Source organism: Paenibacillus sp. PCH8 (genome assembly GCF_002968835.1).
GTDB lineage: Bacteria > Bacillota > Bacilli > Paenibacillales > Paenibacillaceae > Paenibacillus.
This window is the reverse complement of record NZ_PKQK01000002.1, coordinates 1-23,375: the sequence shown is the minus strand read 5'-3', so window position 1 is coordinate 23,375 and position 23,375 is coordinate 1. Positions and strand designations below refer to the sequence as shown.

The following is a 23,375-nucleotide window of genomic DNA, read 5'->3' as shown; positions in this document are numbered from 1 at the left end:
TATATATTATTGATTGGAGGAAGAACGATGAAACAGGCACCTAGAAAGTATGCAAATTACATTCCGATCCGTGAATTGGAGACCGTCGAGGACCGACTATCTCCTTTCCAGGTGTATGCAGAGCTCCGAGACAATACGCCAGTTCGATATGACGAGCACCGAGAATGTTGGGATGTTTTTCGTTACGAAGATGTGCAATATGTACTTAAAAATCCAAAACTGTTCTCTTCTGCGCGTGACCGGGCCAATACGAGTATGTTAACAACAGATCCTCCCAAGCATAAACAGCTACGTGATCTGGTGAATCAAGCATTTACGCCCAAGGCGATTGAATCATTAGCTCCACGTATTCAGGACATCGTAGATGATCTAATTGGTCCATACTTGTCAGCAGGCCATATGGAGCTGATTGATGAACTTGCAACACCACTTCCTGTCATTGTGATCGCCGAACTGATTGGAGTGCCTACCACGGATCGACATAAGTTCAAGGACTGGTCGGATGTGTTGGTGAAAGGTGCACGTGACGATAGTGAGCAGGCCTTTCAGGAGTTAATGGAGGAGAAAAAGAGAAATGTGCAGGAATTGCACATCTATTTCACTGGCATTATGGAAGAACGTCGGTTGCAGCCACAGGATGATCTGATCTCGTTACTGCTTGCAGCGGAGATTGAAGGTCAGAAGTTGACTACAGAGGAAGTGGTAGGGTTCTGTATTCTTTTGCTTGCAGCAGGTAATGAAACAACAACCAATCTGATTACGAATGCGGTTCGGATATTGTCTGAACAACCCGAGCTTCAGCGGGAGTTGCGTGAACACCCTGAACGGATTACTGCTGCAATCGAAGAGACGCTGCGATTTTACCCACCCATTGTTGCGATTGGTCGTGTCGCCAAGGAAACTGTAGAGTTGAATGGACAGACAATTCAGGCAGGAGAACAAGTGATATCCTGGGTTGGATCGGCTAATCGGGATAAAGGCCAATTCGAACGTGCGGAAGAATTCGTCTCCGATCGCAAACCGAACAGGCATATGGGATTTGGATTTGGCATTCATTTTTGTCTGGGGGCACCGCTCGCTCGTTTGGAGGCAAGGGTAGTTCTTCATACGTTGCTTCAACATATGGAACATATTCAGCTTGTGCCGGGGACTGTCCTGCAACCGATACAAAGTGCCTTTGTGTTCGGTGTGAAGCAGTATCCGATCCAATTCGAAGGCATTCTGTCGAATTCATAACAATACAGAAAGCCGCAATCAGGCCATTAGGCGCTGATTGCGGCTTTTTTCAATGGGAGTTTGCCTCGATTTAAACAAGTTTTAATGAAGGCAGATAGGTTCAAAAGATACTTAGGAGAATCAAGATTCTCGTGTCAAAGCCGGTTTGTTGTACAATTTGAATCTGACCCAAACCATATTGAGCAAGAGCAGTCCACCAGAGACGATAAACAGACCTTCGATCCCGATGAATCCTGCCATAAAACCTCCAATGATCGCTCCAAGCATGTTGCCCAGCGCCAATGTGCTCGTATTAAAACTGAATGCACGGCTAATCATGCTATCCGATGTATAGGAACGGATCAGGGCATTAACGCTCGGAAGCAGGCCACCCATGAACACACCCATCATGAAACGAACAACAATGAGCTGCCACACGGTCTGAACAAATGCCTGCGGAATAAGCATGAGTCCTGTTCCTATGAGGGAGAACGTAAGCACCTTGTGAGGACCGATCCTGTCACTGAGTTTCCCGAGAATCGGAGACATAGCCATATTGGAAAGTCCCGTAACTGCACCGACCATTCCTGCCCAGAAGGCCACGTTTACATCCGAAGCATGCAATTTTTGTACATACAGCGGCAAGAGTGACATGGGGCTAATCATCGCAAACTGCAACAGAAACGTCACTGCAAACAGTGCGGGAAGTTGAGGAGACTTGTTCAACTCCTTCAGACCGGACAACACGGATTGTGCTGGCAGTTTGGCTGCTTCTTTACGGTCGAATTTCTCTCTCACCAGGAACATGGCGAGCATGGAGGCGACGAAGATCAGTCCACCTGTAATATAGAAAATCGGACGGAAGCCTACCGCATCAGCCAGCAAGCCACCGATGAGCGGACCCAGGATGGTGCCGGCAACCTGTCCAGATTGGCTGATTCCCATGGCGAAACCCATGCGGTCCTTCGGTGTGGTACCCGAGATCAGTGCAACAGCAGCAGGGTTGAAGCCGGAAATGGTACCATTAAGCAAACGCAATAAGAGCAACTGCCAGGGATTCTGTGCCAGACCCATAAGGGCAATCACAATCGCCATCCCGAATCCCGAGCGCAGCAGCATCACTTTTCGACCATACTTATCAGATAACTTGCCCCAGAGCGGCTGGAACAAAAATGAGGTGAGGAAATTAGCTGCAAATATAAATCCGGCCCAAATGCCAATCTCATGTTCGCCAACAACACCCAGATCTCTGGCGAGATAAAGGGACAAAAAAGGGGTAATCATGGTCATGCCTGAATTGACCAGAAACTGTCCAAACCAAAGCACAATGAGGTTAACTTTCCACGTTTTCAAAGTGCTTTCACTTCCTTTCATACATTTTTCTGTAATTCTCCAAAAAACGCCATTCTTTCATTATAACATAATTGGCATATGGGATGGGGGTGTAAGGAATGTCATAGTATTGTCACGTAGAACGCATCTGCATATGGTTGTTACGGCTGTTTAAAAAGGGCATAATGGTAATTATGAGTCCAAAAACTATTGGAGGCTTCTTACATGAGCTATAATGATCGACTGATTCGGGCAAGTTTCAAGCAACAGGTTGACCGTGTTCCGGTATGGTACATGCGTCAGGCTGGACGTTATGATCCTGAATATCGCAAAATTAAAGAAAAGTACTCCTTACTAGAAATTTGCCAACAACCCGAGCTGGCGGCTGAAGTTACACTCATGCCAGTGCGAAAACTGGGTGTAGATGCGGCTATTTTGTATTCCGATATTATGAATCCGGTTGCCTCACTGGGCATTGATTTTGACATTGTCAAAAATATTGGACCGGTAATTGATAACCCCATTCGTTCAGCTGCAGATGTAGATCGTTTGCGTCCGATTGACGTTGAAGGTGATCTGTCACATATTCTGGAGACCATTCGAATTCTGGATAAGGAGCTTGACGTGCCCCTGATTACGTTTGCGGGCGCACCATTCACCATTGCGAGTTATCTGATTGAGGGTCAACCTTCCAAAGGATACATTCGGACCAAAACGATGATGTACAGTGAGCCAGAAGTATGGCACAAGCTGATGCAGAAGCTTGGTGATATGGTCATTACATATATTCGTGCGCATATTGCAAATGGTGGTAAGGCATTCCAATTGTTCGACAGCTGGGTTGGAGCGCTTTCTCCCAAAGATTTCAGAACGTATGTGTTGCCTACGATTACTCGTATCTTTACCGAATTGTCCGATTTGAATGTACCTAAGATTTATTTCCCTGGTGTGGCTTCGGGAGAACTATTGCCAACGTTGCATGATCTGCAGGCCAATGTCATTGGTTTAGACTGGAGAGTGTCCATCTCAGAAGCACGTAAGCGTCTGGGTGGCAAGTTCGCCGTGCAGGGTAATCTGGACCCTTATCTGTTGACAGCACCGATGGAACTGATCAAAGAGCAAGCTAAAGTGATTATTGACGAAGGTATTAAGGAGCCAGGTTACATTTTCAATCTGGGACATGGACTATTTCCTGAAGCTTCTTTGGATAAATTGAGAGAATTGACAGCTTATATTCACGAATATTCAGCTGAAGCATTGAAAACAGGGGTGATGGTAACCAATGACTAATACTGTAGGTGTACTGGTGATGTCGTATGGCACACCTGAGAATATGGAGAGTGTTGAAGCATATTACACACATATCCGCAGAGGACGTCCGCCTGAACCGGAACAACTGAAAGAACTGACGGATCGTTATGAAGCCATTGTTGGCGGTGTTTTCCCGCTACGGGAGAACACGGATAATCAGGTTAAGGCCCTTCAGGAGACGTTAAACCGGGATGAGCGCGGCAATGATGTGGAATTTCGTTGTTATCAAGGGCTGAAGCATGCGTATCCGTTTATCGAGGATGGCGTGCAGCAGATGGCGAAGGATGGAATACAAACAGCGATTGGTATTGTACTGGCTCCTCATTTCTCCACGATGAGTGTAGGGAGTTATATCAAGCGTGCACGTGAAAAAGCAGAGGAACTAGGCGTGCATATGTCCTTTATTGAGAGCTATCACCTGCATCCGAAGTTAATTCAGGCTCTGTCCACACGGGTGAGTGCCAAATTGGATGCTTTCGAAGAAGCTGGCGCAAAACGCGGTGATGTGAAGGTGTTGTTCAGTGCTCACAGCTTGCCAGCACGAATTGTGGATATGGGCGATCCATACCCGCAACAATTGCTGGAAACTTCAGAAGCGATTGCTTCACGTGTAGGAATCACCAATTGGCAATTCACATGGCAAAGTGCTGGACGAACAGCCGAGCCGTGGCTTGGACCGGATATTCTGGATACGTTACAGGAACTATCCCGTGAACAGGTAGAGGATGTGCTAGTAGCACCAATCGGATTCGTCTCGGATCATCTCGAAGTACTCTATGATCTAGATATCGAGGCCAAATCGATTGCCAAAGAGATTGACATGCGCCTGATGCGTATTGATTCTCTTAATAGCGATCCTCTATACATGGAGACGTTAAGTGACGTTATTATAAGCCAATGGCAGCAAGGGTCGGATGAGTAATGGATGACAAGAAACGTCGCGTTGTCGTTGTCGGCGGTGGCCTCACCGGCCTCAGCGCGGCATTCTATATTCGCAAGCACTACCGGGAAGCTGGAGTGGACCCTGTGATTACCCTGGTAGAGAAAAGCTCGTCCATGGGAGGCATGATTGAGACACTGCACCGGGATGGATTTGTGATTGAAAAAGGGCCGGATTCTTTCCTGGCTCGCAAAACAGCAATGATCGATCTGGCCAAAGAATTGGAGATGGATCATGAGCTGGTGAGTCAGAATCCGGAGTCGAAGAAAACGTATATTATGCAGCGTGGCAAACTTCATCCGATGCCGGCAGGACTCGTTCTTGGTATCCCGACAGAACTAAGATCGTTCCTGAGAAGTGGTCTGGTATCCCCGGCAGGCAAACTGCGGGCATTGATGGATTTCGTCATCCCGCCGCGCCGTACAACAGAGGATGAATCGCTCGGTTATATGATCGAACGCCGTCTTGGAACGGAGGTGTTGGAGAACTTGACTGAACCATTGCTCGCAGGAATCTATGCGGGTGACATGCGGCGGTTGAGCCTCCAGGCAACCTTTCCGCAGTTCGGTGAGGTGGAGCGGGATTATGGCAGTCTGATCCGGGGCATGATGACCGGTCGTAAACCGGCTGAGACCCATACCGGAACGAAACGAAGTGCCTTTTTGAATTTTCGGCAGGGACTTCAGAGTCTTGTTCACGCGCTTGTTCATGAGTTGCAGGATGTGGATCAACGATTGAACACCGCCGTGAAGTCGTTGCAACGCCTCGATGGAGCACAGACCCGATACAGTGTTGAACTGGAGAATGGGGAGATGCTGGAAGCGGACGATGTTGTGATTACGGTTCCGACATACGTAGCATCGGATCTATTGAACCCTTATGTCGACACAGCGGCTCTGGACGCGATTAACTATGTATCTGTAGCGAATGTGGTGCTCGCTTTTGAGAAAAAAGAGGTGGAGCATGTGTTCGATGGATCGGGCTTCCTTGTTCCGCGGAAAGAGGGCCGGAATATTACGGCTTGCACGTGGACGTCCACGAAATGGCTGCATACAAGTCCCGACGATAAGGTGCTACTCCGCTGTTATGTGGGTCGCTCCGGTGACGAACAGAATGTAGAGCTCCCGGATGAATCACTGACGGATCTGGTTCTCAAGGATTTGAGAGAGACGATGGGAATTGAAGCAGTGCCGATCTTCTCCGAGATTACTCGTCTTCGCAAGTCGATGCCGCAGTATCCAGTGGGGCATCTTCAACATATTGCTGGACTCCGTGAGGAACTTGGCAACAAATTGCCGGGTGTATATATTGCTGGTGCTGGTTATGAGGGCGTAGGCCTGCCTGATTGCATCAGACAAGCGAAGGAAATGTCGGTTCAGGCTACACAATTGCTTGCAGCGGAATAATATTGAAATCAATAGCTGTCTCGATCGTAGGATTTTCTACAGGAGAGACGGCTTTTTTTTACAGAAAAGTCTGGTAGCTAACGGAGTTGATACCCTTCCAATGAATACAGTTCCAAGGAATGATGGAAATCCAGAATATGCCTGATATAATGGGATATATAGTTGTGAAGAAGAAGAGGAGTTGCTTATGTATCCCCCAAGATCTGAGCGAAGTGTACCTAAGAAAAAAGGTAAACGCACACGTAATACCATCATCTGGGCAATTAATATTGTGTTGATCCTGACGATTGGTCTGGTCGGCATATTGTATGCCCTCAATACAGGTCAGCAACAGGCAGACGAGCCGGTGACCCCGGAAGTAGTCAATCAGGATCAGCCTTCCGTTACAGACGATGCTAAAGGCGGTGATCAAGTAGGCTCACCAGAACAGACATCAGATGAGGAATCGGATGATAATCCTAAATCTACGGATGAAGAGACAACGGAGAACGCTGAAAATACAACCGGAGCAGCGACACCGGACTCTTCAGGCAGTATCAATAGTGAGAAGACCGAATCCGGAACGAAGAAACCTGTTGCTACTCCGACACCATCCGGCACGAAGGGTAATTCAGGTACGGATAATGAATCAGGGGCGTCGAAACCCTCCAATTCAGCGAAGGATATCACCATTAACTTTGTTGGCGATATTCAGTTCTCGGGCAAAGTAGCCGAATTGCTGGATAAGAACGGCTATGATTACCCCTTTGCCAAGCTCGGCAGATTATTCAAGGACGATGATCTCACCATCGGTAACCTGGAGACACCAATCACGCTGGGCGGTACGGGTGCGGTTGACAAAACCTATGTATACAAATCTTCACCCAAAGCATTGGAGGCAATGGCCTCTGCGGGTTTTGATGCGGTGAATCTGGCTAATAATCATATTCTGGATCAGGGCGTAGAGGGCTTGGTGGATACGTTAACCTATCTCAAGGAATATGGTATAGCTCACACAGGAGCAGGCATGAACAGAGATGAGGCTTATGCGCCTGCATATCTGGAACGCAAAGGCATGAAGATTGCTTTACTTGGATTCTCCCGTGTTGTACCGGAAACGAGTTGGAAAGCTGAGGGCAATCGGGCTGGCGTGGCTGAAGCCTATGATTCCACAGGAGCAGTCAAAGCGATCCAGGAGGCGCGCAAGAAGGCCGATCTGGTCATTGTGGTTGCACACTGGGGCGAAGAACGTGTAAGTACCCCGAATAGTGATCAGACCCGATTGGCTCATGAGTTTGTGGATGCTGGCGCCGATCTGGTTGTAGGTGGTCATCCTCATGTGTTGCAAGGGCTGGAGTACTATAAAGGCAAGTGGATTGCATACAGTACGGGGAATTTTATTTTCTCCAGATCAACAACGGAAGAAACCTGGAAAACAGCAGTGTTTCAGGCAAGATGCAGTAGCGATGCTGCTTGCAGTATGAAAATAATACCTTATGAGGCGGGGCTTGGTCAGGCCCTTCCGATGATTGATGAAGCGAACAAACTTCTACTGGAACAGATGGCACGGCTTTCCCCGGGCGTTCAATATGATGCGAACGGAGTCGCTTCGCCAAACTGAGAACCATTGTTGAGGAGGGAATCAAGTGAACAATCTTTGTGTAGCGCACCGTGGATTTTCTTCCATTGCACCAGAGAACACGATGGCTGCGTTTCTAATGGCCATGGAACGGCCTGAAGTCCAATGGATGGAATTGGATGTTCAGTTGTCACGTGATGGTGTGCCGGTCATTATTCATGATTTTACACTGGACCGTACGACAAATGGCAGAGGCCCGGTTCGAGATGCAGATTGGGCTGATCTGCAACTGCTGGATGCTGGAGCGTGGAAGAACAAGAAATATAAAGGTGAACGAATTCCCGCTCTGAGTGAATTGTTGGATCGTTCCGTCGGCAGAGTTCGTTTGAACATTGAGCTAAAAACGCAAGGAGACATGTACCCTGGTCTCTCTGCGGCAGTCATTCATGAAGTGAGAAAGAGACATATGCAAAATGACGTTGTGATTACTTCCTTTGAACCGGCAGCTTTGGTTGAAGTGAAGAGACTCGCGCCGGAGATTCAGACGGGCCTAATTATTGATGCAAGACCGGGCGATCTGTTAACAGCACTACGTCAGATGAATTGCACGTTTCTCTCCATTGGGTATACCAATGTTGATAAATCTTTAATGAACGATATGCGAAGTGCCGGCATTCGAGTGATGGCCTGGACGGTGGATGACAAGTCTATTATGAAAAGACTGGCAGCTGTAGATCCAGAACTTATGTTATGTACGAATCGTCCTGACGTCTGGGAACAGGCATTTCAGGAGACGAGTAGCCGATTCTTCAGACCTTAACTCTCATAGACGCACTAATGAATCCGATAAAGGTGGTTATATCCCCATGTTGACTAATATTCGCAATGTATACTGTGTAGGACGCAATTATAAGCTCCACGCGGAGGAATTGGGCAACGCGGTTCCAGATGAGCCGATGATTTTTATGAAGCCTTCTCATGCGGTCGTTCCTCTGAATGGTGAAATGCTTGAATTGCCTGCGACCAAAGGTGAAGTTCATTATGAAGCTGAACTGGTCGTGCGGATAGGCCGGAGTTATGAGTCAGGTATGGCTGTAGATGCGTTATTGGATGCATATGCGTTTGGCATTGATTTTACGCTTCGTGATGTACAGACGGTCATTAAGAAAAAGGGTCATCCCTGGACAGCGGCCAAAGGATTCAAAAACTCCGCACCAGTCACTGCATTCCAGACATTTCCAGGTGCGGTGGCATTGCTGGAGAAAGACTTTACATTGACCAAAAATGGTGAAGAAGTCCAGCGTGGCAATATTCGTAACATGATCTTCAGTTTACAGGATATTGTGGATTATGTAGGTCACCATTACGGCCTTGGGCCGGGAGACGTCATTTTTACTGGAACACCCGAAGGTGTTGGACCAACACAAGCAGGAGATGTGCTCGAACTGTCATGGGATGGCAAACCCTTGGGTGCATGCACGATTGGGGCAGCGCAATAAGGATTACACATCATACCTGCTTGAGGTGAATAGGGTACAAGAAAGGGGCGTGCATACGCTCCTTTTTGCCGTACTATTTAAGTGTCTTCATATCTTCATCGTACTAATACGCCGTTAACTACGCCAAGTTGTAAGCTGTATTCGCACTCTGCGTGACCAACTCTTCCAATTCAGCTTGTTGTGCAGTATGTTGGTCCGAGCTGATAGTTCCGCTTGCGAGTCGTTCATCCAACTGCTCTCTGAGCTGCTTTACTTGTAAAGCTATGACCTCAGTCAAATCACCGTTATTTGCTTCAGTAATCATTCTCAGTGATTTGCCGTTATATAATTCCTGATATAACTTTTCCTCAGAAGGCTGATTTAGTGCGTTTAGCAGCTCGTCGCCGCTGTCTTCACGAGTATCCAAGTCAACGATGGACCATTTGGCAGTAGGTATGGGGGAGATGGCGGATTGGCCCCATGCTGTTCCTGCGAACGACATACTGACCATCATGGTGCCTACGGTGATGACTCTTTTCATGTTCATATGCTTTATCCTCATTTCTATAGTGGAGTACGAACTGAATCGTAGATCGTCTTAGGTGTATCGATCTGAGAGTAGTGTATAACGAAAAGCTGAAATGAAACTTAAAACGGGATAAGTAAATTGAAAGCATGTTAAAATCATATTTAAATCAAGTGCTGAAGCTCGTTTGTATGGATAAATGCATTTATTTCAAGGTTGGCCTCGGGAGTTTCGGCATTGGCATCAAACCGTGTTATAATTGAATTTCAAAAATACAATAAACGTCATGTGGGCGCTTACGTATGCGCCACATGCAGGAGACATTATGGATTGGATCATTGGCGCCGTATGCGCTTCTATGGTGGCATGTGCTGCCTATGCGAAAAAGTCGCTAACCTTGTCTGGTTGCCTGGCAGCAATCATGATGGGAACGATATATTACGGAGCGGGTAACCTGTTCTGGTTCGGCACGTTATTGTTGTTTTTCATCACTTCAACATTGCTCTCCAGATTTCGTAAAGATCGAAAGCGGGAACTGGAGAAATCCTATGCCAAAACAGGAAATCGGGACATCGGGCAAGTGATGGCTAATGGTGGAATGGGCATGTTTCTATGCCTTGCATACTGGATATTCCCGCATCCGGCTTGGATGTATGCCTTTATTGGCGTAATGGCTACCGTTACCTCAGATACATGGGCAACCGAACTGGGGAGCCTCAGCCGCAAGCCGCCGCGTTCTGTTGTCACGTGGAAGGTTCTTACTCCGGGAGCCTCAGGAGGAGTGTCACTGCTAGGTTCCATGGCTGCAGCCGTAGGTGGGGCTCTGATTGGCGCGGGAGCATTTTTCTTTTCATGGATCGCCGGGGTAGAAGGGCTTGGTCTGTTTAGTTGGACTTTTGTCGGCCTGGTAGGTGGTTTGGCAGGTGCTTTTGCCGATTCTTATCTGGGCGCAACGGTGCAGATGATGTATCGTTGTACCGTATGTGGCCGTGAAGTTGAGGTACATGAACATTGCGGGCATCCGACTGTTCGGGCTCGTGGCTGGGCATGGATGAGTAACGACCTTGTGAACGTGCTTAGCTCGGTTATCGGCGGATGTGTGGCGATTGGTTTAGGTAATATTTTGGCGTTGTAAGGGGGAGTACATTTGAGCACTGTACAGGGAGACAAATCGGAGGCTATTTTGGATGCGGCCTATGGTATTTTTGGCTCGAAAGGTTTTTATGAGACGAAAATGTCTGATATTGCAGACGAAGCCGGCATCGCAAAAGGCACCATTTATTTATATTTCAAAAGCAAGGAACAATTATTTGTTGCAGTGTCCAAGCGGGATTGTAATAGCTTTATTAGTCGACTCGAATATGCTTTGAACTCGCACGAGAACACAGGTGATAAACTTGGAGCAATAGCCAAGACCCACCTAACGTATTATTATGAGCGCCGTAATCATACCAAACTCTTTTTTATGGCACCTAATAATGATCCGGACCTGATGCAATTCATGAAAGAGTTCATGAATCAATATATGAGCATGGTGTGCGAGGTACTGGAGAGTGCAAGTGTGCCTGAGCCGGTCTTATTAGCCAAATCTTATATTGGGATTCTGGATCGTCTGAAGATGGATATTATGCTTAATCCAGAGTTCAACGAAGAGGATCTGAACAAGCGAATTGCCTTCTCCGCAGCGTTGTTTCTGGACGGGTGTCGGTCCTTTTTGAAAACGTAAGTGATTGTGTGTGGATACGGGTAATATTGAATACTATTTTACAGAGAAGTGGGTAACGAGCAATGAACATAATGACGGTAGAACAAATTGCAAAGAGTTATGGCGAAAAAATATTGTTCAAAGACGCTTCATTTGGTATGGCTGATCAGGACAAGATTGGCGTCGTTGGGGTGAACGGAACCGGAAAATCCACGTTTTTGCGTGTAATTTCAGGTATGGAACCTGCAGACGCGGGACAGATCTCCATCGGCAATGACGTGCGTATTCAGTTCTTGGCTCAGAATCCAGATATCAACCCGGATAACACGGTACTGCAACAAGTGTTTGAAGGGGACAGCATGGAAATGAAAACCGTGCGTGAATATACGGAAACGATGGAGTTATTGGAATTGCAATCATCCGATCCAGCCTTGCAAGAACGGTTATTACATTTGAACCAGCAGATGGAGCAGCTTCAACTCTGGCAGATGGAGAGTGAAGCGAAGAGTATTTTGTCCAAACTGGGGATTCGTCAATTCGATGCTTTGATGGGTACATTGTCGGGTGGACAACGTAAAAGGGTAGCGCTCGCAACCGCACTGATTCATCCCTGCGAACTGCTCATTCTGGATGAGCCGACGAACCATATTGATAATGACTCGGTAGTCTGGTTGGAACAGTATCTGCAGAAGCGTCGCGGCGCACTGCTTATGATTACGCATGATCGCTATTTCCTGGATCGTGTGGCGAATGTTATGCTGGAATTGGATCATGGTCGTTTATTCCGGTATGAAGCCAACTATACTCGCTTTCTGGAACTGAAGGCAGAGCGGGAAGAACGGGAAGCTTCTTCTGAACAGAAGCGTAAGAACCTGCTTCGGACGGAGCTCGCGTGGATTCGTCGCGGTGCCAAGGCACGGACAACGAAACAAAAAGCGAGAATTGATCGCTTCGAACAACTGAAAGACCAACAGGGAATTCAGCGTTCGGGTTCATTGGAAGTATCGGTTGGCTCCACTCGTTTGGGTAAAAAGATACTGGAGATCGAACATCTTTCCAAATCTGCCGGTGGACGCAAACTGATCGAAGATTTGAGTTATATTGCCGTACCTGGCGATCGGGTTGGAATTGTCGGACCGAATGGTAGCGGTAAATCAACGCTGCTACAGATGATATCTGGCAAGTTGGAGCCTGATGCAGGAGTGGTTGACGTCGGTCCTACGGTCAATTTGGGCTACTTCACACAGGAGCAACAAGAGATGAATGAATCTCTTCGTGTCATGGAGTACATCAAGGAAGTGGCCGAGAATGTGAAAACGGCGGATGGCTCTCTCATTACAGCATCCCAGATGCTGGAGCGATTCCTGTTTACCCCGACATCACAGTGGACGCCAATCTCCCGTCTGTCTGGTGGAGAGAAGCGTCGTCTGTATCTGCTGCGTGTTCTGATGGCTGCTCCGAATGTATTGCTACTGGATGAGCCGACGAATGATCTGGACATCCAGACTCTCGCTGTACTTGAAGACTATCTGGATGATTTTCCGGGTGTTGTCTTTGTGGTATCTCATGATCGTTATTTCCTGGATCGTACTGTGGATAAAGTGCTGTCTTTTGAGGGAAACGGTGCTGTACGTGTGCACGTCGGCGACTACAGTGAATATGCGGAATGGATGCTGAAAAATGCGAATGGAGCTACTCAAGCGAGTGATACAGGAACAGCAGCGAAGGTAAAGCAGTCATCGGAGAAAACGTCCCCTGCTGTCTCAGAGGCTAAACTGAAGTTGAAATTCAGTTTCAAAGAACAACATGAATACGACCAGATTGATGAGAATATTGAGAAGGCTGAGGCTAATCTTGTTCGGATTAACAAAGAGATGGAAGAGTCATTTAGTGATTCTGCCCGTCTGCAGGAGTTGATGGCGGAGCAGGTCGAGGCTGAGCGTCATCTGGACGAACTAATGGAACGCTGGACTGTTCTGAATGAACTTGCAGAGCAGATTGAGCAAAGTAAGTCCTGATTTTTAAATTGCGATCGCCCTTTATTCCACAGCGACTGAATGTTGCACGCGAGTAGAGGGCGATTTTTTGTCTGCAAATTGTGCATAAATGTGAAACGTTAAGTGGACTCATTACGTTGTATAAGTAAAGAATTCCATAGAAGGGAGAGAACACCACATTCATGTATAAGGAAATGAATGAACAGTTGGCAGTGCTCAAGGAAAAGGGGAGAATGTACGAGAAATGGATCAAACGATTAGAAAAGCTGCAAGCGGAGGAAGCTGACTGGAAAGCGAAAGTTGAGCGGCGTTTGGAGCATCTTCAGAAGGAGCAGCAGGACGTTGATCGATTGAACAGTATGACATTGTCCGCATTTTTCTATCAACTGATTGGCAAGAAGACGGAGCGTCTGGAGAAGGAAGAGCTGGAACTGATGGAGAGCAAGGCTGCATATGATACGGCTTGTCGCATGTTGCAAGACGTACAGGAGCAACGTATGCATGTGGAGCAGGAGTTGGAGGGTCAACGACAGTATCGATGCTGGCAGAGTGACTACAACGCTTTATGGGCGAAGAAGGAAGGTCGTCTGCTGGACCAGGATGCGGAATTGCGGTACATGGCTGAGAATCGCGAGCATCTTGCAAGTGAGCTTCAGGAACTGGATGAGGCTTTCCGGGAAGGAGAGTATCTGGTTTATGCCCTTGAACGTGCCGAGAAAGCTCTGGCTTCGGCAGGAAATTGGGGCGTATATGACATGATGGGTGGTGGAGTCATCTCCACCCATATCAAGCGTGGCCGAATGGATGACGCTCAAGTAGCCATTATGGATGCAGGTAAGCGTCTGCGCCGCTTTCAGAAGGAACTGGAGGATGTAGAGATGGCTGTCCACGCCGATCTGCATCTGGGAGGTCTGCTTTCGTTCGCAGACTATTTCTTCGATAGCCTTTTCGTAGATTGGATGGTTCAGGACAAAATCCGTAAAGCCGAAAGACAAGTGAAGGATGGGCTGAGCGTGGTTCGCAAGACGATGCATGTGTTACGAAGTGAAATGCGAAACCATAAGGCAGGGTTCGATGTGCTGGAGCGCAAATATCATGAATATGTGGAACAGGCGGATTAAGGGTTAAGACACAGGATAGAAAAGGACACTTCCAAAGTACGCACCGAAATGGTGCTACTGGAAATGTCCTTTTTGGACATGTGAAATTCATATTCCTTCATGATGACTGTTAAATCATATGGAGCATCGGAGTGCTCAACGAACGTTCTAAACGTCATACGACTAGTTACCCTGTTACAGAAAAGTGGATAAGCTTGTTTTATTTGGTTGTAATATAGGCAGCGAGCAATCGTGCCGTATTCAGAACAGCATTCTTGTGTGTGCGCTCCATGGAGTGTGAGGCATGTACCCCTGGACCAATCAAAGCCGCACGGATATTGTTTCCTCCGCGCAATGCTGCACTGCCGTCTGAGCCATATTGTGGATAAATATCGACTACATAATCGAGATCTGCTTGTTTCGCCAGATCAATGAGTCGGTTGGTCATATCATAGTCATACGGCCCAGAAGAATCTTTGGCACATATGGAAACGTCGGTTTCTTTACAGCTGAGGTCATCACCCATCGCACCCATGTCTACGGCAATCATTTCACTAATTCCCGCAGGGATGTAAGATGCCCCATGTCCGACTTCTTCATAATTGGAGATAAGCAGAGATACGTTATGTAATGGTTTCCAGTTCTCGCGATGTGCAGATTCAAGGATGCCGAACAGGGCAGCTACACTGGCTTTGTCGTCCAGATGACGTGATTTGATGTAACCGCTTGGGGTAATGACTGCACGAGCATCAAAGGAAATAAAGTCACCGACTCCAATTCCGAGTTTCAATACATCTTCCTTGGAGGAAACGACTTCATCGATTCGAACTTCCATATGGCTCTCAGTCCGTTCAAATGTACGTGCATCCGGATAGACGTGTACAGATGGATGAAGGGAAAGGATCGTACCTGTATATGTCTTGCCGTCCCGTGTATGGATGCTGCAATATTCGTTTTCGATACTTTGCATGGCGAACCCACCGACAGAGGTCAGCTTCAATGTGCCGTATGAGGTGATTGAGCGTACCATGGCCCCCAAGGTGTCCACATGTGCGCTCAGTGCGATGGTCTTGGACGAATCCTGCCCTGGAAATGAAAGCACCGCTCCACCCTTGTTATTAAGCTCACAAGCGATGTTCAGTGATTCAGCTTCCTTGCGGATCATTTCAATAATATGATGGGTGTAACCACTTGGACTGGGTGTATCCAGTAATTTTTTCAGAAAAGACATAACGTAAGATTCATCAATCGTAAAACTCATTATAAATTCCTCCTTGATTGTGATCGTGTCAAAGGTGTGAAACAGAATACAGCCTGTCTGGGGGAAAGGATGTGATACTACCATTCCTGACTCGCCAGCAGGCTGTCTCTGATTGTTTACAATGTACCTGTAGGGTTACCTTTGCGCTGACTCTGAATCGAATCATTCTCCAATAGGCTATCTGGTTCGCTTGCATCAAGTGAATCCATCGTTTTGAAAGAATTCAGCGTAGAAGTGCTTGCCGTGGAACTTTCCAATTCAGATACACGCAATTTCAGTTGTTTGTTCTCGCGTTGCAGTCGATATTGGCGGTAGATGCCATAAGAGCCAACAATAATTCCACCGATCAGGGTACAACCGAGAATCAGCAAGATCAGCGGGATTTGAACCGTGTTAAATAGCAGGTTAACTTGTACGGAATCCACATTAATAACCGCAAAGATCCCCGTAAGCAGTGCGAAAACAAGACCTGCTATGAGCGCCCATTGCATTTTCATGGTGTTGCCTCCTTGTTGAACAATTGAGAACTAAATATGCATTACCCATATTCGGATATGTTGCATCTTGCATTGATTATAAAATCCCTTGCCCAAATGGGCAAGGGATACAGGTCACAGGGAGAGACAACCTTATTTGGTTAGTTGCTCCATCTGTTCAATCAGTTCCTTGAACACACTCATCGCTTCACGAATTGGCTGTGGTGTAGACATATCCACACCTGCTTTTTTCAGAATGTTGATGGAGTAATCACTGCCACCGCTCTTCAGGAATCCGAGATATCGGTCAACAGCGGGTTGGCCCTCTTCCAGAATTTGCTTGGAGAAGCTGGTTGCGGCGGAGAAACCTGTAGCATATTTGTAAACGTAGAAGCTGTTATAGAAATGGGGAATACGAGCCCATTCCATCTCGATATCTTTGTCCACAACCATATTGTCTCCATGATATTTAACGTTCAGGTCATAGTAGAGTTCGGATAATAACTGTGGCGTTAAGGCGTCACCTTGCTCTGCCCGTTCGTGAATCATTTTCTCGAATTCCGCGAACATGGTCTGACGGAATACCGTTGTGCGGAATTGATCGGCATAGTAGGTCAGCAGATACAATTTTTCCTTTGGATCAGTTGATTTGTTAAGCATATAATCCATGAGCAATGCTTCGTTGGTAGTAGATGCAACCTCTGCCAGGAAAATGGTGTATTGTGCATCCCGATACGGTAGCGTCGTGTCCGAATAATGTGAATGCAGGGCGTGACCCATCTCATGTGCCAGTGTGAACATGCTGTTCAGATTGTCTTTGTGATTCAACAGGACATAAGGGTGAGTGCCATAAGAGCCCCAGGCATATGCGCCTGAACGTTTGTTTTCATTCTCATATACATCGATCCAGCGGTTATCATATCCGGTTTGTAAGGCGTCTGCATACTCTTTACCGAGTGGTGTCAGACCGTCTTTGACCGTTTGTTTGGCTTGCTCATAGGTAATATCCATTTTGTATTCATCTACGAGTGGAGCAAACAGGTCGTACATGTGCAATTGATCCACACCAAGTAACTTTTTGCGAAGGTCCATATAACGATGCAACAGCGGAAGGCTCTCGTGAATGGTGTCCACCAGATTCGTATACACTTCCGTTGGAATGTTATCACCATAGAGGGACATTTCCATCACGGAAGGATACTTCCTTACATTGGCATAGAACATGTTTTTGGTTACATTTGCATTCAGTGCAGCTGCAATCGTGTTCTTCTGTTTGGCATAGCTTTCGTATACGGCTTTGAAGGCACGTTCGCGAACTTCCCGATTAGGGTTTTCCAGGAACTGGATGTAACTGCCGTGTGTCAGCTCAACTTCGTTGCCGTGTTCGTCCTTGATTCGGGGAAACTTGAGATCTGCGTTATTCAACATGCTAAAGATCGTCTGTGGAGCTTGTGAGAGGTTACCCACCTGTGCGAGCAGAGCTTCCTCCGCTTGAGTTAGCACATGCGCTTTTTCACGTTTCATCTCTTCCAGTGTAAAGGTATAGGCAGAGAGTTTTTCGTTAGCGATGAATGCGTCCAACTCCTTGTCTGGAAGGGAGAGAATCTCCGGTGTGACAAAAGAGAGTGCTTCACCGACTTGTACGCCTAACTTCTGGGCTTTTTGGGACAGATTTTGATATGTAGGATTAGCTGTATCTTCATCTTGATGCATACGTGCATATACAAACATGCGTTCGAGTTTGAGGCTGATCTCATCTTCGAATTCAAAGCAGGATTTAAGTACATCAGGTTGGCTCAGCTTACCCTGAAATTCGGAGGCCTTCTTGGTCAAAGATGATACTTCTTCATATTCCTGATCCCAAGCTTTCTGATCGGCAAATAAATCTTCCAGTTTCCAACTATGCTCAGCTGGCACCTCGGAACGTTTCAATAATTGACTCATGGAAATCCTCCTTTGATCATGTGATGAATCTATTGACGAAGCTGGCTTCGTCCCGCTTGCCTGAACGGAGAGGGACGAAGGAATCAGACTAAGTACCAGTAACACAGATAACGATTTTCGGTATTTCAACGGCCTTCCTCCTTACCATACGAATAATCTCGAATAGTATGACCTGAGGGGCGTTAAAATATTTGAGCAACAAGCTACCTTGTAATTAAGCTCCCATGTTATACAGGAAATAAACGATCAGGAAAAAGGCAAAACAAATGAGCAGGGTGGCAATAAGGGCCATTCCTCGTCTCAGTCGATCCGGGATGGAGTGGCGTCCCAGAATAAGCACAATTCCAAGGGAGAAGGCAAGGATGATAAAGATGACGACATTGCTTGAGTCAAGCTGCATGGGTTAGACCCCTTTGAAGGCAACCATCAATTGGCGCCATTCATCCTCACGATTCTCGAAATCAGCTTTTGGAAAACGGCGCTCAGCCCAGTGCATCAACGCAGGACGGCTAAGGAAAGTATGGCATTCTTCGCCCCACTCTTCAGAGATTTCGCGCAGTACGAGATATTTGCCTTGAACTTCTACGGTCATCATGTTCCACTTGTCTGTTTTGTATATTTCATGTTTTTTTATCATAAGTAGTCTCCAAACTAACGGTTTTGGTAAAATGATACCGTACCCTACGATTCAAAGCAAATTTTTTCGACATTTATGGAAAGATAAATTGAAAAATGGAAGCCCATACAGTATAATAAAGGCATTCGCCATAGATGGCGATCTTTTTAGGAGGTTTTTCATTTGAAAGGTACAGTTAAATGGTTTAACGCAGAAAAAGGTTATGGCTTTATTTCAGTTGAAGGCGGCGAGGACGTATTTGTACATTTCTCCGCAATCCAAGGTGACGGCTTCAAAACATTGGAAGAAGGTCAAGCGGTAGAATTCGAAATCACTGATGGAAACCGTGGTCCTCAGGCAGTTAACGTAAATAAAGTGTAGTAAATTTTCCGGGCAACGGACTTCTCTTATACATGATTAATTATAGCTTAATATTAGAATTCAAGCACAGTACCCGCAAGGGCGCTGTGCTTTTTTTGATTCTACATCTCCCGGTGAATATCGGCTGTATGCATATGGATTCCCTCTTTGTTCAATCCAAACGACGGGTCATACTGGACAATAACTTCAATCCAAAACCGATTAGAGCAGCCAGAGAAAATACCATGGCGGTGAGGTAGAAGGTATGTCTACCAGCATGTTCCAGGAGCAGTCCGCCCAAAGTTCCGCTAAGCAGTCCCGAAGCACTGGACCACACGATGGTGAATAAAGCTATCCCGGTAGCCCTGTAGTTATCCGGAACAAGACGAATAATATAACGGACCGCAGTGACATAGAAAATGCCGAAAGTTACACTGTGCATCGTCTGTATGGCAACCACAGCAGCAGGTGTATCGGATATGGACATGAGCAGTAAGCGAATGGTATACATTAATGCAGCGAAGGCAAGTAGCGGCAGTTCTTTATATCGGTTACCATACTTGCTAAGAAGAAGAAATATAGGGATTTCACTTACGGAGGAGATTAGCAAAGACCAGCCAATCAGCCCTTCACTGGCACCCAGCTCTTTCAGCGTAATGGTAAGAAAAGCTTCGTTCATCCGATGCCCCATGGCAAGCAGAAATACACAACCGAAAAAGGTGAGCACATCCCTGCGTTTTAAAATTGCCCATAACCCCGACAGATCCATTTTACTGTTGCTTCCCGACGGCTGATCCTTTAACTGGAAACTAATCAGTAGCGTAGTCGCAGCGAGTCCGATGCAGACCCATATCGTCCAACCCGGACCAAAAGATCCAAGAAAATACCCAATACTTAGGGCGAAGAAGGCAAATCCGATCGATCCGAAGACTCGAATCGAAGTGAAATTCCGGCTATATTTGCTGGCCGTTGTAATTGCCATCGTATCCGAGAGTGGGTATACGGGATAATAGAAAAAGTAAAACAGAGTCACTAATACAAATACCTGACCAAAAGTCGTCGCATTGGCGAGCATGACACCTGTAATTAATTGACCGCCAAGCAGAATGATCATGACTTTGCGTACCGTTTGATATCGATCGCTGGCCATGCTCCAGAACATATTGGAGAATACGGAGATGAGGGGACCGATTCCGTAGAGATAGCCGATCTCAGCCCGACTGAATCCCAGATGACTGAAGTACAGCTGGAAGTAGGACACCACCAGAACGGTGGAACCGAAGATCGTGAACATTAGCGCCCGCAGCCAGTTTTGATCCGGGCGGGCATTGTGACTTGATTTCATGATGAGAGACTCCAATCTTGATAACAGTTCAATGATTTCATTACCCTTTCAGGGAAGATGATCTTTGGGAAGGGGGTACAGACATCGTAGGTTCCTTCTGTGTGCGACGGATGACGAGCCAGACGATGATAAGCTCTGCAAGCAGACCAAGAGATTGAGCCACTGCTCCGATCATGCCGTTCCACGCAGGGAAGATACTAACCAGAATTAACAGGACGATAACGGTACAGATTGCATTGGCCGTCTGCGAACGAAACATCGTCTTTGTCTGCCCACGGAGCAGAATGAGGCCATTGCTGAAATCCAGAAAAGGGAAGATCAACGGGAATAGCACGAAGGCTCGCAGTGTCCACAGACTTTGTTCCAACAGTTTGCCTTGTACGCTCATTACATTTTCCAGTACCCATGGTCCCAAGGGAGTGTAGGCGATGGACACGGTCATTGCGAACGGAATAAATCCAGTGACAAGTGCAAATTTCTTTACCAGTTTGGCATCGATATGGTAGAAATTAAGCACAATCTGATGGATGTATGTAAAAAAGCTCAGCATCAACTGCATCAGACTGCTTGCAATGGCAAAGGAAGAAATGGCTAGTGCGATCCCGGTCGTTTTGCCAAGTACAATGTTAATGACCGGTCCGATGAACAGCGCTACAAAGCTGGAGAGCAGTAACGGCTTATAAAAACGGAATACGTCCCCTTTGCTCTCAACGGGATGATTCTCAAGCTTGGCTGGCATCTTGCGCTTGATGCTGTTTCCCTCCAGAAAGCTGACTAGCGCTTCAATCATCATGCCAGTAGCAAAAATGATAGCGCCTACACGACCACTGTCAATGCTATCTGTGTAAATGAAATAAAGGGATAGGCCATACATGCCAGCTAGACGGAATACCATGCCGATGGTTAGCCACTTGGTTCGGTTATTCGTAATGATGATACCTTGGTAGATGTTACGGATCACTGAAAAGATGCTGACATACATAAGAATTTCATACACGTCGATAACTTTGTTCAGCAGATCCGGGCTCACACCAAACAGATATTTGAATACACCAGTACCCACAGGAGAATAGACGATGAGGAAACCGATGAGAAGCACACAAGCAAGAAATATTTTGGTTACAAATGTGAGGGCCTGAAAAGAAAGGCGGTCGCGAACCAGTGCGGAACAAGTTTGCCGCAGCAGGGTGGAGGGGCGTTCCGTGAGAGTTAACAAGCTACCGGCGATCGCATAGCTCGCAATAACCGTCTCGGGATGAGGGGAACGTGCTAACGTGCTGTTTATAATGACGTGAGATATAGTGACGAGAGAGGCGGAAATGCCAAGTGGCACAAAAAAAGAAAATAACCGCCTCCACGAAAGTGATTCACTTGACGACATGTCAACGACTCCTTTGATGGATGAAATATGCCTAGTATATCATAAAGCTTTGAGCGCCGATGCGATTTTTTGTGCGGAATATGGGGCAGATCATTTGTACAATTAAGGGGATCATATTATAATAGGAATGGTTAAAAATCGCTCTAATACGTATTCAACCAAGTGGAGGCACATTTATTTTGAGCCAATCAAATCGAAAACGTCATCAATATCCGCGTGGACCGTTGGCATTGATGAGAGGGGTGTACAAGTACACCATTCCGGAAACACGGAAGGCATTGAATGGATGGCGTGCCCAAGCTGAAGAAATTCCGAATGAGGAATTGCGAACGCAGGCACTTGCCAGTCTCAGGGATAAGCAATTTCACTGCGAAGGTGGAACCGTATACGCTTTAGCTGATTTGCCCAACAGGCACATTCTGATTCCGCTGATCGTTTCATATCAAACTATTAGTGATTATTTGGACAATCTGTGCGACCGCAGCACCTCGATGGACGCGAACGACTTTCGTCTTCTCCATCAATCCATGCTTGATGCGGTGGATCCCGAAGCGACTCCCGTCAATTATTATGCGCTCCGTGAGGAGCAAGATGACGGTGGATATCTGCGGAATCTGGTGACCACATGTCAGGAACTGACCCGTCAGTTACCAGGCTATGCGTCCGCCAAGCCTCAAATTCAGGATCTGGCAGGTCTATACACGGACCTGCAGGTATATAAGCATATCAAGCCCGAACTGAGAGAAACGGCATTGCTCGAATGGTGGTCGGAGCATCGTCACCGCACACCTCAGTTTCGCTGGAACGAATTTGCTGCTGCAACGGGCTCTACACTGGGCGTATTCATGCTGTTTCTGGCTGCGAGTGACGATCAGTTGACCGAAGAGCAAGCGGCCTCGATCCACACGGCCTACTTCCCGCATGTATGCGCATTGCACATTATGCTCGATTATTTAATTGATCAGGATGAGGACCGCATCGGGGGAGATCTCAACTTCTGTAACTATTATGAGAATGTAGAGACCATGCTGGACCGAATTGCTTTTATTGTGGAGATGGCACGCAGCGATGTGCAGAAGATCCCGGGGAGCTCTTTTCACCGGATGATCATCGAAGGACTGATAGCCATTTACCTGTCTGATCCCAAAGTCAGCGAACAGCAGGAAGTTCGCGTTGTGTCCAAACGGTTGATGAAGAATAGTCCCATGACAAGAATATTTTTCTTCATTTTCAGCCGCTGGATACGAAAGAATATGTAAGTCGGGTGTTATTGCGGAGCCTGAAGTGAAACTAGAGGAGGAAAAAACATCATGACAGCAGTAAAGAAAATCGCAGTTTTAACGAGCGGTGGTGATTCACAAGGGATGAACGCAGCTGTTCGTGCGGTTGTTCGCAGCGGACTGTTCTACGGTCTGGAAGTATAC

The 23,375-nt window shown here is 46.8% G+C and carries 23 protein-coding genes; 14 read left to right on the top strand and 9 right to left on the bottom strand.

The features are described from left to right. Positions 1 to 27: 27 nt before the first annotated feature. Complete coding sequence (locus C0Q44_RS12745; RefSeq protein WP_105407723.1) at positions 28 to 1,236, top strand: cytochrome P450; 1,209 nt, start codon at positions 28 to 30, stop codon at positions 1,234 to 1,236. Between the two features lie 120 nt (positions 1,237 to 1,356). Here the strand turns inward: C0Q44_RS12745 and C0Q44_RS12740 are convergent, their stop codons facing one another. Continuing rightward, on the bottom strand, positions 1,357 to 2,589 hold the full coding sequence (locus C0Q44_RS12740; RefSeq protein WP_181150991.1) for an MFS transporter: 1,233 nt from the start codon (positions 2,587 to 2,589) through the stop codon (positions 1,357 to 1,359). A gap of 183 nt (positions 2,590 to 2,772) precedes the next feature. Between C0Q44_RS12740 and hemE the strand changes: the two genes are divergently transcribed. The 6 genes from hemE (at position 2,773) to C0Q44_RS12710 (ending at position 9,261) form a co-directional block, all read left to right on the top strand. Then, positions 2,773 to 3,837 (top strand): uroporphyrinogen decarboxylase, encoded by a 1,065-nt coding sequence (hemE, locus tag C0Q44_RS12735; protein ID WP_105407722.1) that lies wholly within the window; start codon positions 2,773 to 2,775, stop codon positions 3,835 to 3,837. Next, positions 3,830 to 4,780 carry a ferrochelatase gene (gene hemH / locus C0Q44_RS12730; RefSeq protein WP_105407721.1) on the top strand — a complete coding sequence of 317 codons (951 nt, stop codon included), beginning with the start codon at positions 3,830 to 3,832 and terminating at the stop codon, positions 4,778 to 4,780. Before hemE ends, hemH begins: the two co-directional genes overlap by 8 nt. Then, on the top strand, positions 4,780 to 6,204 hold the full coding sequence (hemY, locus tag C0Q44_RS12725; RefSeq protein WP_105407720.1) for a protoporphyrinogen oxidase: 1,425 nt from the start codon (positions 4,780 to 4,782) through the stop codon (positions 6,202 to 6,204). The genes hemH and hemY overlap by 1 nt, the downstream gene beginning before the upstream one ends. 187 nt (positions 6,205 to 6,391) lie before the next feature. After that, the gene (locus C0Q44_RS12720; RefSeq protein ID WP_105407719.1) at positions 6,392 to 7,804 is read left to right on the top strand and encodes a CapA family protein; all 1,413 of its coding nucleotides are present in this window, start codon (positions 6,392 to 6,394) and stop codon (positions 7,802 to 7,804) included. Positions 7,805 to 7,829: 25 nt separating this feature from the next. Further along, entirely contained in the window at positions 7,830 to 8,582 is a 753-nt protein-coding gene (locus C0Q44_RS12715) for a glycerophosphodiester phosphodiesterase (protein WP_105407718.1), read from the top strand. Between the two features lie 46 nt (positions 8,583 to 8,628). Further along, positions 8,629 to 9,261 (top strand): fumarylacetoacetate hydrolase family protein, encoded by a 633-nt coding sequence (locus C0Q44_RS12710; protein WP_105407717.1) that lies wholly within the window; start codon positions 8,629 to 8,631, stop codon positions 9,259 to 9,261. A gap of 118 nt (positions 9,262 to 9,379) precedes the next feature. Here the strand turns inward: C0Q44_RS12710 and C0Q44_RS12705 are convergent, their stop codons facing one another. Beyond that, positions 9,380 to 9,787 carry a hypothetical protein gene (locus tag C0Q44_RS12705; RefSeq protein WP_105407716.1) on the bottom strand — a complete coding sequence of 136 codons (408 nt, stop codon included), beginning with the start codon at positions 9,785 to 9,787 and terminating at the stop codon, positions 9,380 to 9,382. Positions 9,788 to 10,091: 304 nt separating this feature from the next. Between C0Q44_RS12705 and C0Q44_RS12700 the strand changes: the two genes are divergently transcribed. The 4 genes from C0Q44_RS12700 (at position 10,092) to C0Q44_RS12685 (ending at position 14,589) form a co-directional block, all read left to right on the top strand. Continuing rightward, positions 10,092 to 10,901 carry a DUF92 domain-containing protein gene (locus tag C0Q44_RS12700; protein ID WP_105407715.1) on the top strand — a complete coding sequence of 270 codons (810 nt, stop codon included), beginning with the start codon at positions 10,092 to 10,094 and terminating at the stop codon, positions 10,899 to 10,901. A 12-nt stretch (positions 10,902 to 10,913) separates the two neighbouring features. Further along, positions 10,914 to 11,492, top strand: a complete 579-nt coding sequence (locus C0Q44_RS12695) for a TetR/AcrR family transcriptional regulator (protein ID WP_105407714.1) — start codon at positions 10,914 to 10,916, stop codon at positions 11,490 to 11,492. A gap of 62 nt (positions 11,493 to 11,554) precedes the next feature. After that, positions 11,555 to 13,489: an ABC-F family ATP-binding cassette domain-containing protein gene (locus tag C0Q44_RS12690; RefSeq protein ID WP_105407713.1), complete on the top strand. Its 1,935-nt coding sequence runs from the start codon at positions 11,555 to 11,557 to the stop codon at positions 13,487 to 13,489. A 161-nt stretch (positions 13,490 to 13,650) separates the two neighbouring features. Further along, on the top strand, positions 13,651 to 14,589 hold the full coding sequence (locus C0Q44_RS12685; RefSeq protein ID WP_105407712.1) for a hypothetical protein: 939 nt from the start codon (positions 13,651 to 13,653) through the stop codon (positions 14,587 to 14,589). A gap of 199 nt (positions 14,590 to 14,788) precedes the next feature. Here C0Q44_RS12685 and C0Q44_RS12680 read toward each other — a convergent pair whose 3' ends face one another. The 5 genes from C0Q44_RS12680 to C0Q44_RS12660 all read right to left on the bottom strand — a co-directional run bounded on the left by C0Q44_RS12680 (position 14,789) and on the right by C0Q44_RS12660 (position 18,886). Further along, positions 14,789 to 15,829: a M42 family metallopeptidase gene (locus C0Q44_RS12680; protein WP_105407711.1), complete on the bottom strand. Its 1,041-nt coding sequence runs from the start codon at positions 15,827 to 15,829 to the stop codon at positions 14,789 to 14,791. A 116-nt stretch (positions 15,830 to 15,945) separates the two neighbouring features. Next, on the bottom strand, positions 15,946 to 16,326 hold the full coding sequence (locus C0Q44_RS12675; RefSeq protein WP_105407710.1) for a LapA family protein: 381 nt from the start codon (positions 16,324 to 16,326) through the stop codon (positions 15,946 to 15,948). A 132-nt stretch (positions 16,327 to 16,458) separates the two neighbouring features. After that, entirely contained in the window at positions 16,459 to 18,249 is a 1,791-nt protein-coding gene (gene pepF, locus C0Q44_RS12670; RefSeq protein WP_105407709.1) for an oligoendopeptidase F, read from the bottom strand. 214 nt (positions 18,250 to 18,463) lie between these two features. Next, entirely contained in the window at positions 18,464 to 18,649 is a 186-nt protein-coding gene (locus tag C0Q44_RS12665; protein WP_105407708.1) for a hypothetical protein, read from the bottom strand. A 3-nt stretch (positions 18,650 to 18,652) separates the two neighbouring features. Further along, entirely contained in the window at positions 18,653 to 18,886 is a 234-nt protein-coding gene (locus tag C0Q44_RS12660; RefSeq protein ID WP_105407707.1) for a hypothetical protein, read from the bottom strand. A 162-nt stretch (positions 18,887 to 19,048) separates the two neighbouring features. Between C0Q44_RS12660 and C0Q44_RS12655 the strand changes: the two genes are divergently transcribed. After that, positions 19,049 to 19,246 carry a cold shock domain-containing protein gene (locus C0Q44_RS12655; RefSeq protein ID WP_105407706.1) on the top strand — a complete coding sequence of 66 codons (198 nt, stop codon included), beginning with the start codon at positions 19,049 to 19,051 and terminating at the stop codon, positions 19,244 to 19,246. Between the two features lie 151 nt (positions 19,247 to 19,397). Here the strand turns inward: C0Q44_RS12655 and C0Q44_RS12650 are convergent, their stop codons facing one another. Beyond that, positions 19,398 to 20,570 (bottom strand): MFS transporter, encoded by a 1,173-nt coding sequence (locus C0Q44_RS12650; protein WP_105407705.1) that lies wholly within the window; start codon positions 20,568 to 20,570, stop codon positions 19,398 to 19,400. Positions 20,571 to 20,610: 40 nt separating this feature from the next. After that, complete coding sequence (locus C0Q44_RS12645; RefSeq protein ID WP_105407704.1) at positions 20,611 to 21,951, bottom strand: polysaccharide biosynthesis protein; 1,341 nt, start codon at positions 21,949 to 21,951, stop codon at positions 20,611 to 20,613. A gap of 179 nt (positions 21,952 to 22,130) precedes the next feature. Here C0Q44_RS12645 and C0Q44_RS12640 point away from each other — a divergent pair, with 179 nt between their 5' ends. Together C0Q44_RS12640 and C0Q44_RS12635 are read left to right on the top strand one after the other, a co-directional pair. After that, positions 22,131 to 23,210, top strand: a complete 1,080-nt coding sequence (locus C0Q44_RS12640; protein ID WP_181150990.1) for a tetraprenyl-beta-curcumene synthase family protein — start codon at positions 22,131 to 22,133, stop codon at positions 23,208 to 23,210. A gap of 51 nt (positions 23,211 to 23,261) precedes the next feature. After that, positions 23,262 to 23,375, top strand: a 114-nt coding sequence (locus C0Q44_RS12635; protein WP_181150989.1) for a 6-phosphofructokinase, incomplete at its 3' end; no start/stop codon positions are given.

Coding starts and splice junctions, on each gene's coding strand:
- C0Q44_RS12665 (WP_105407708.1), bottom strand. CDS start 18,649: ATGCAGCTTGACTCAAGCAATGTCGTCATCTTTATCATCCTTGCCTTC.
- C0Q44_RS12740 (WP_181150991.1), bottom strand. CDS start 2,589: ATGAAAGGAAGTGAAAGCACTTTGAAAACGTGGAAAGTTAACCTCATT.
- C0Q44_RS12675 (WP_105407710.1), bottom strand. CDS start 16,326: ATGAAAATGCAATGGGCGCTCATAGCAGGTCTTGTTTTCGCACTGCTT.
- C0Q44_RS12710 (WP_105407717.1), top strand. CDS start 8,629: ATGTTGACTAATATTCGCAATGTATACTGTGTAGGACGCAATTATAAG.
- C0Q44_RS12650 (WP_105407705.1), bottom strand. CDS start 20,570: ATGAAATCAAGTCACAATGCCCGCCCGGATCAAAACTGGCTGCGGGCG.
- C0Q44_RS12700 (WP_105407715.1), top strand. CDS start 10,092: ATGGATTGGATCATTGGCGCCGTATGCGCTTCTATGGTGGCATGTGCT.
- C0Q44_RS12645 (WP_105407704.1), bottom strand. CDS start 21,951: ATGTCGTCAAGTGAATCACTTTCGTGGAGGCGGTTATTTTCTTTTTTT.
- hemH (WP_105407721.1), top strand. CDS start 3,830: ATGACTAATACTGTAGGTGTACTGGTGATGTCGTATGGCACACCTGAG.
- hemE (WP_105407722.1), top strand. CDS start 2,773: ATGAGCTATAATGATCGACTGATTCGGGCAAGTTTCAAGCAACAGGTT.
- C0Q44_RS12720 (WP_105407719.1), top strand. CDS start 6,392: ATGTATCCCCCAAGATCTGAGCGAAGTGTACCTAAGAAAAAAGGTAAA.
- C0Q44_RS12685 (WP_105407712.1), top strand. CDS start 13,651: ATGTATAAGGAAATGAATGAACAGTTGGCAGTGCTCAAGGAAAAGGGG.
- hemY (WP_105407720.1), top strand. CDS start 4,780: ATGGATGACAAGAAACGTCGCGTTGTCGTTGTCGGCGGTGGCCTCACC.
- C0Q44_RS12660 (WP_105407707.1), bottom strand. CDS start 18,886: ATGATAAAAAAACATGAAATATACAAAACAGACAAGTGGAACATGATG.
- C0Q44_RS12745 (WP_105407723.1), top strand. CDS start 28: ATGAAACAGGCACCTAGAAAGTATGCAAATTACATTCCGATCCGTGAA.
- C0Q44_RS12690 (WP_105407713.1), top strand. CDS start 11,555: ATGAACATAATGACGGTAGAACAAATTGCAAAGAGTTATGGCGAAAAA.
- C0Q44_RS12705 (WP_105407716.1), bottom strand. CDS start 9,787: ATGAACATGAAAAGAGTCATCACCGTAGGCACCATGATGGTCAGTATG.
- C0Q44_RS12680 (WP_105407711.1), bottom strand. CDS start 15,829: ATGAGTTTTACGATTGATGAATCTTACGTTATGTCTTTTCTGAAAAAA.
- pepF (WP_105407709.1), bottom strand. CDS start 18,249: ATGAGTCAATTATTGAAACGTTCCGAGGTGCCAGCTGAGCATAGTTGG.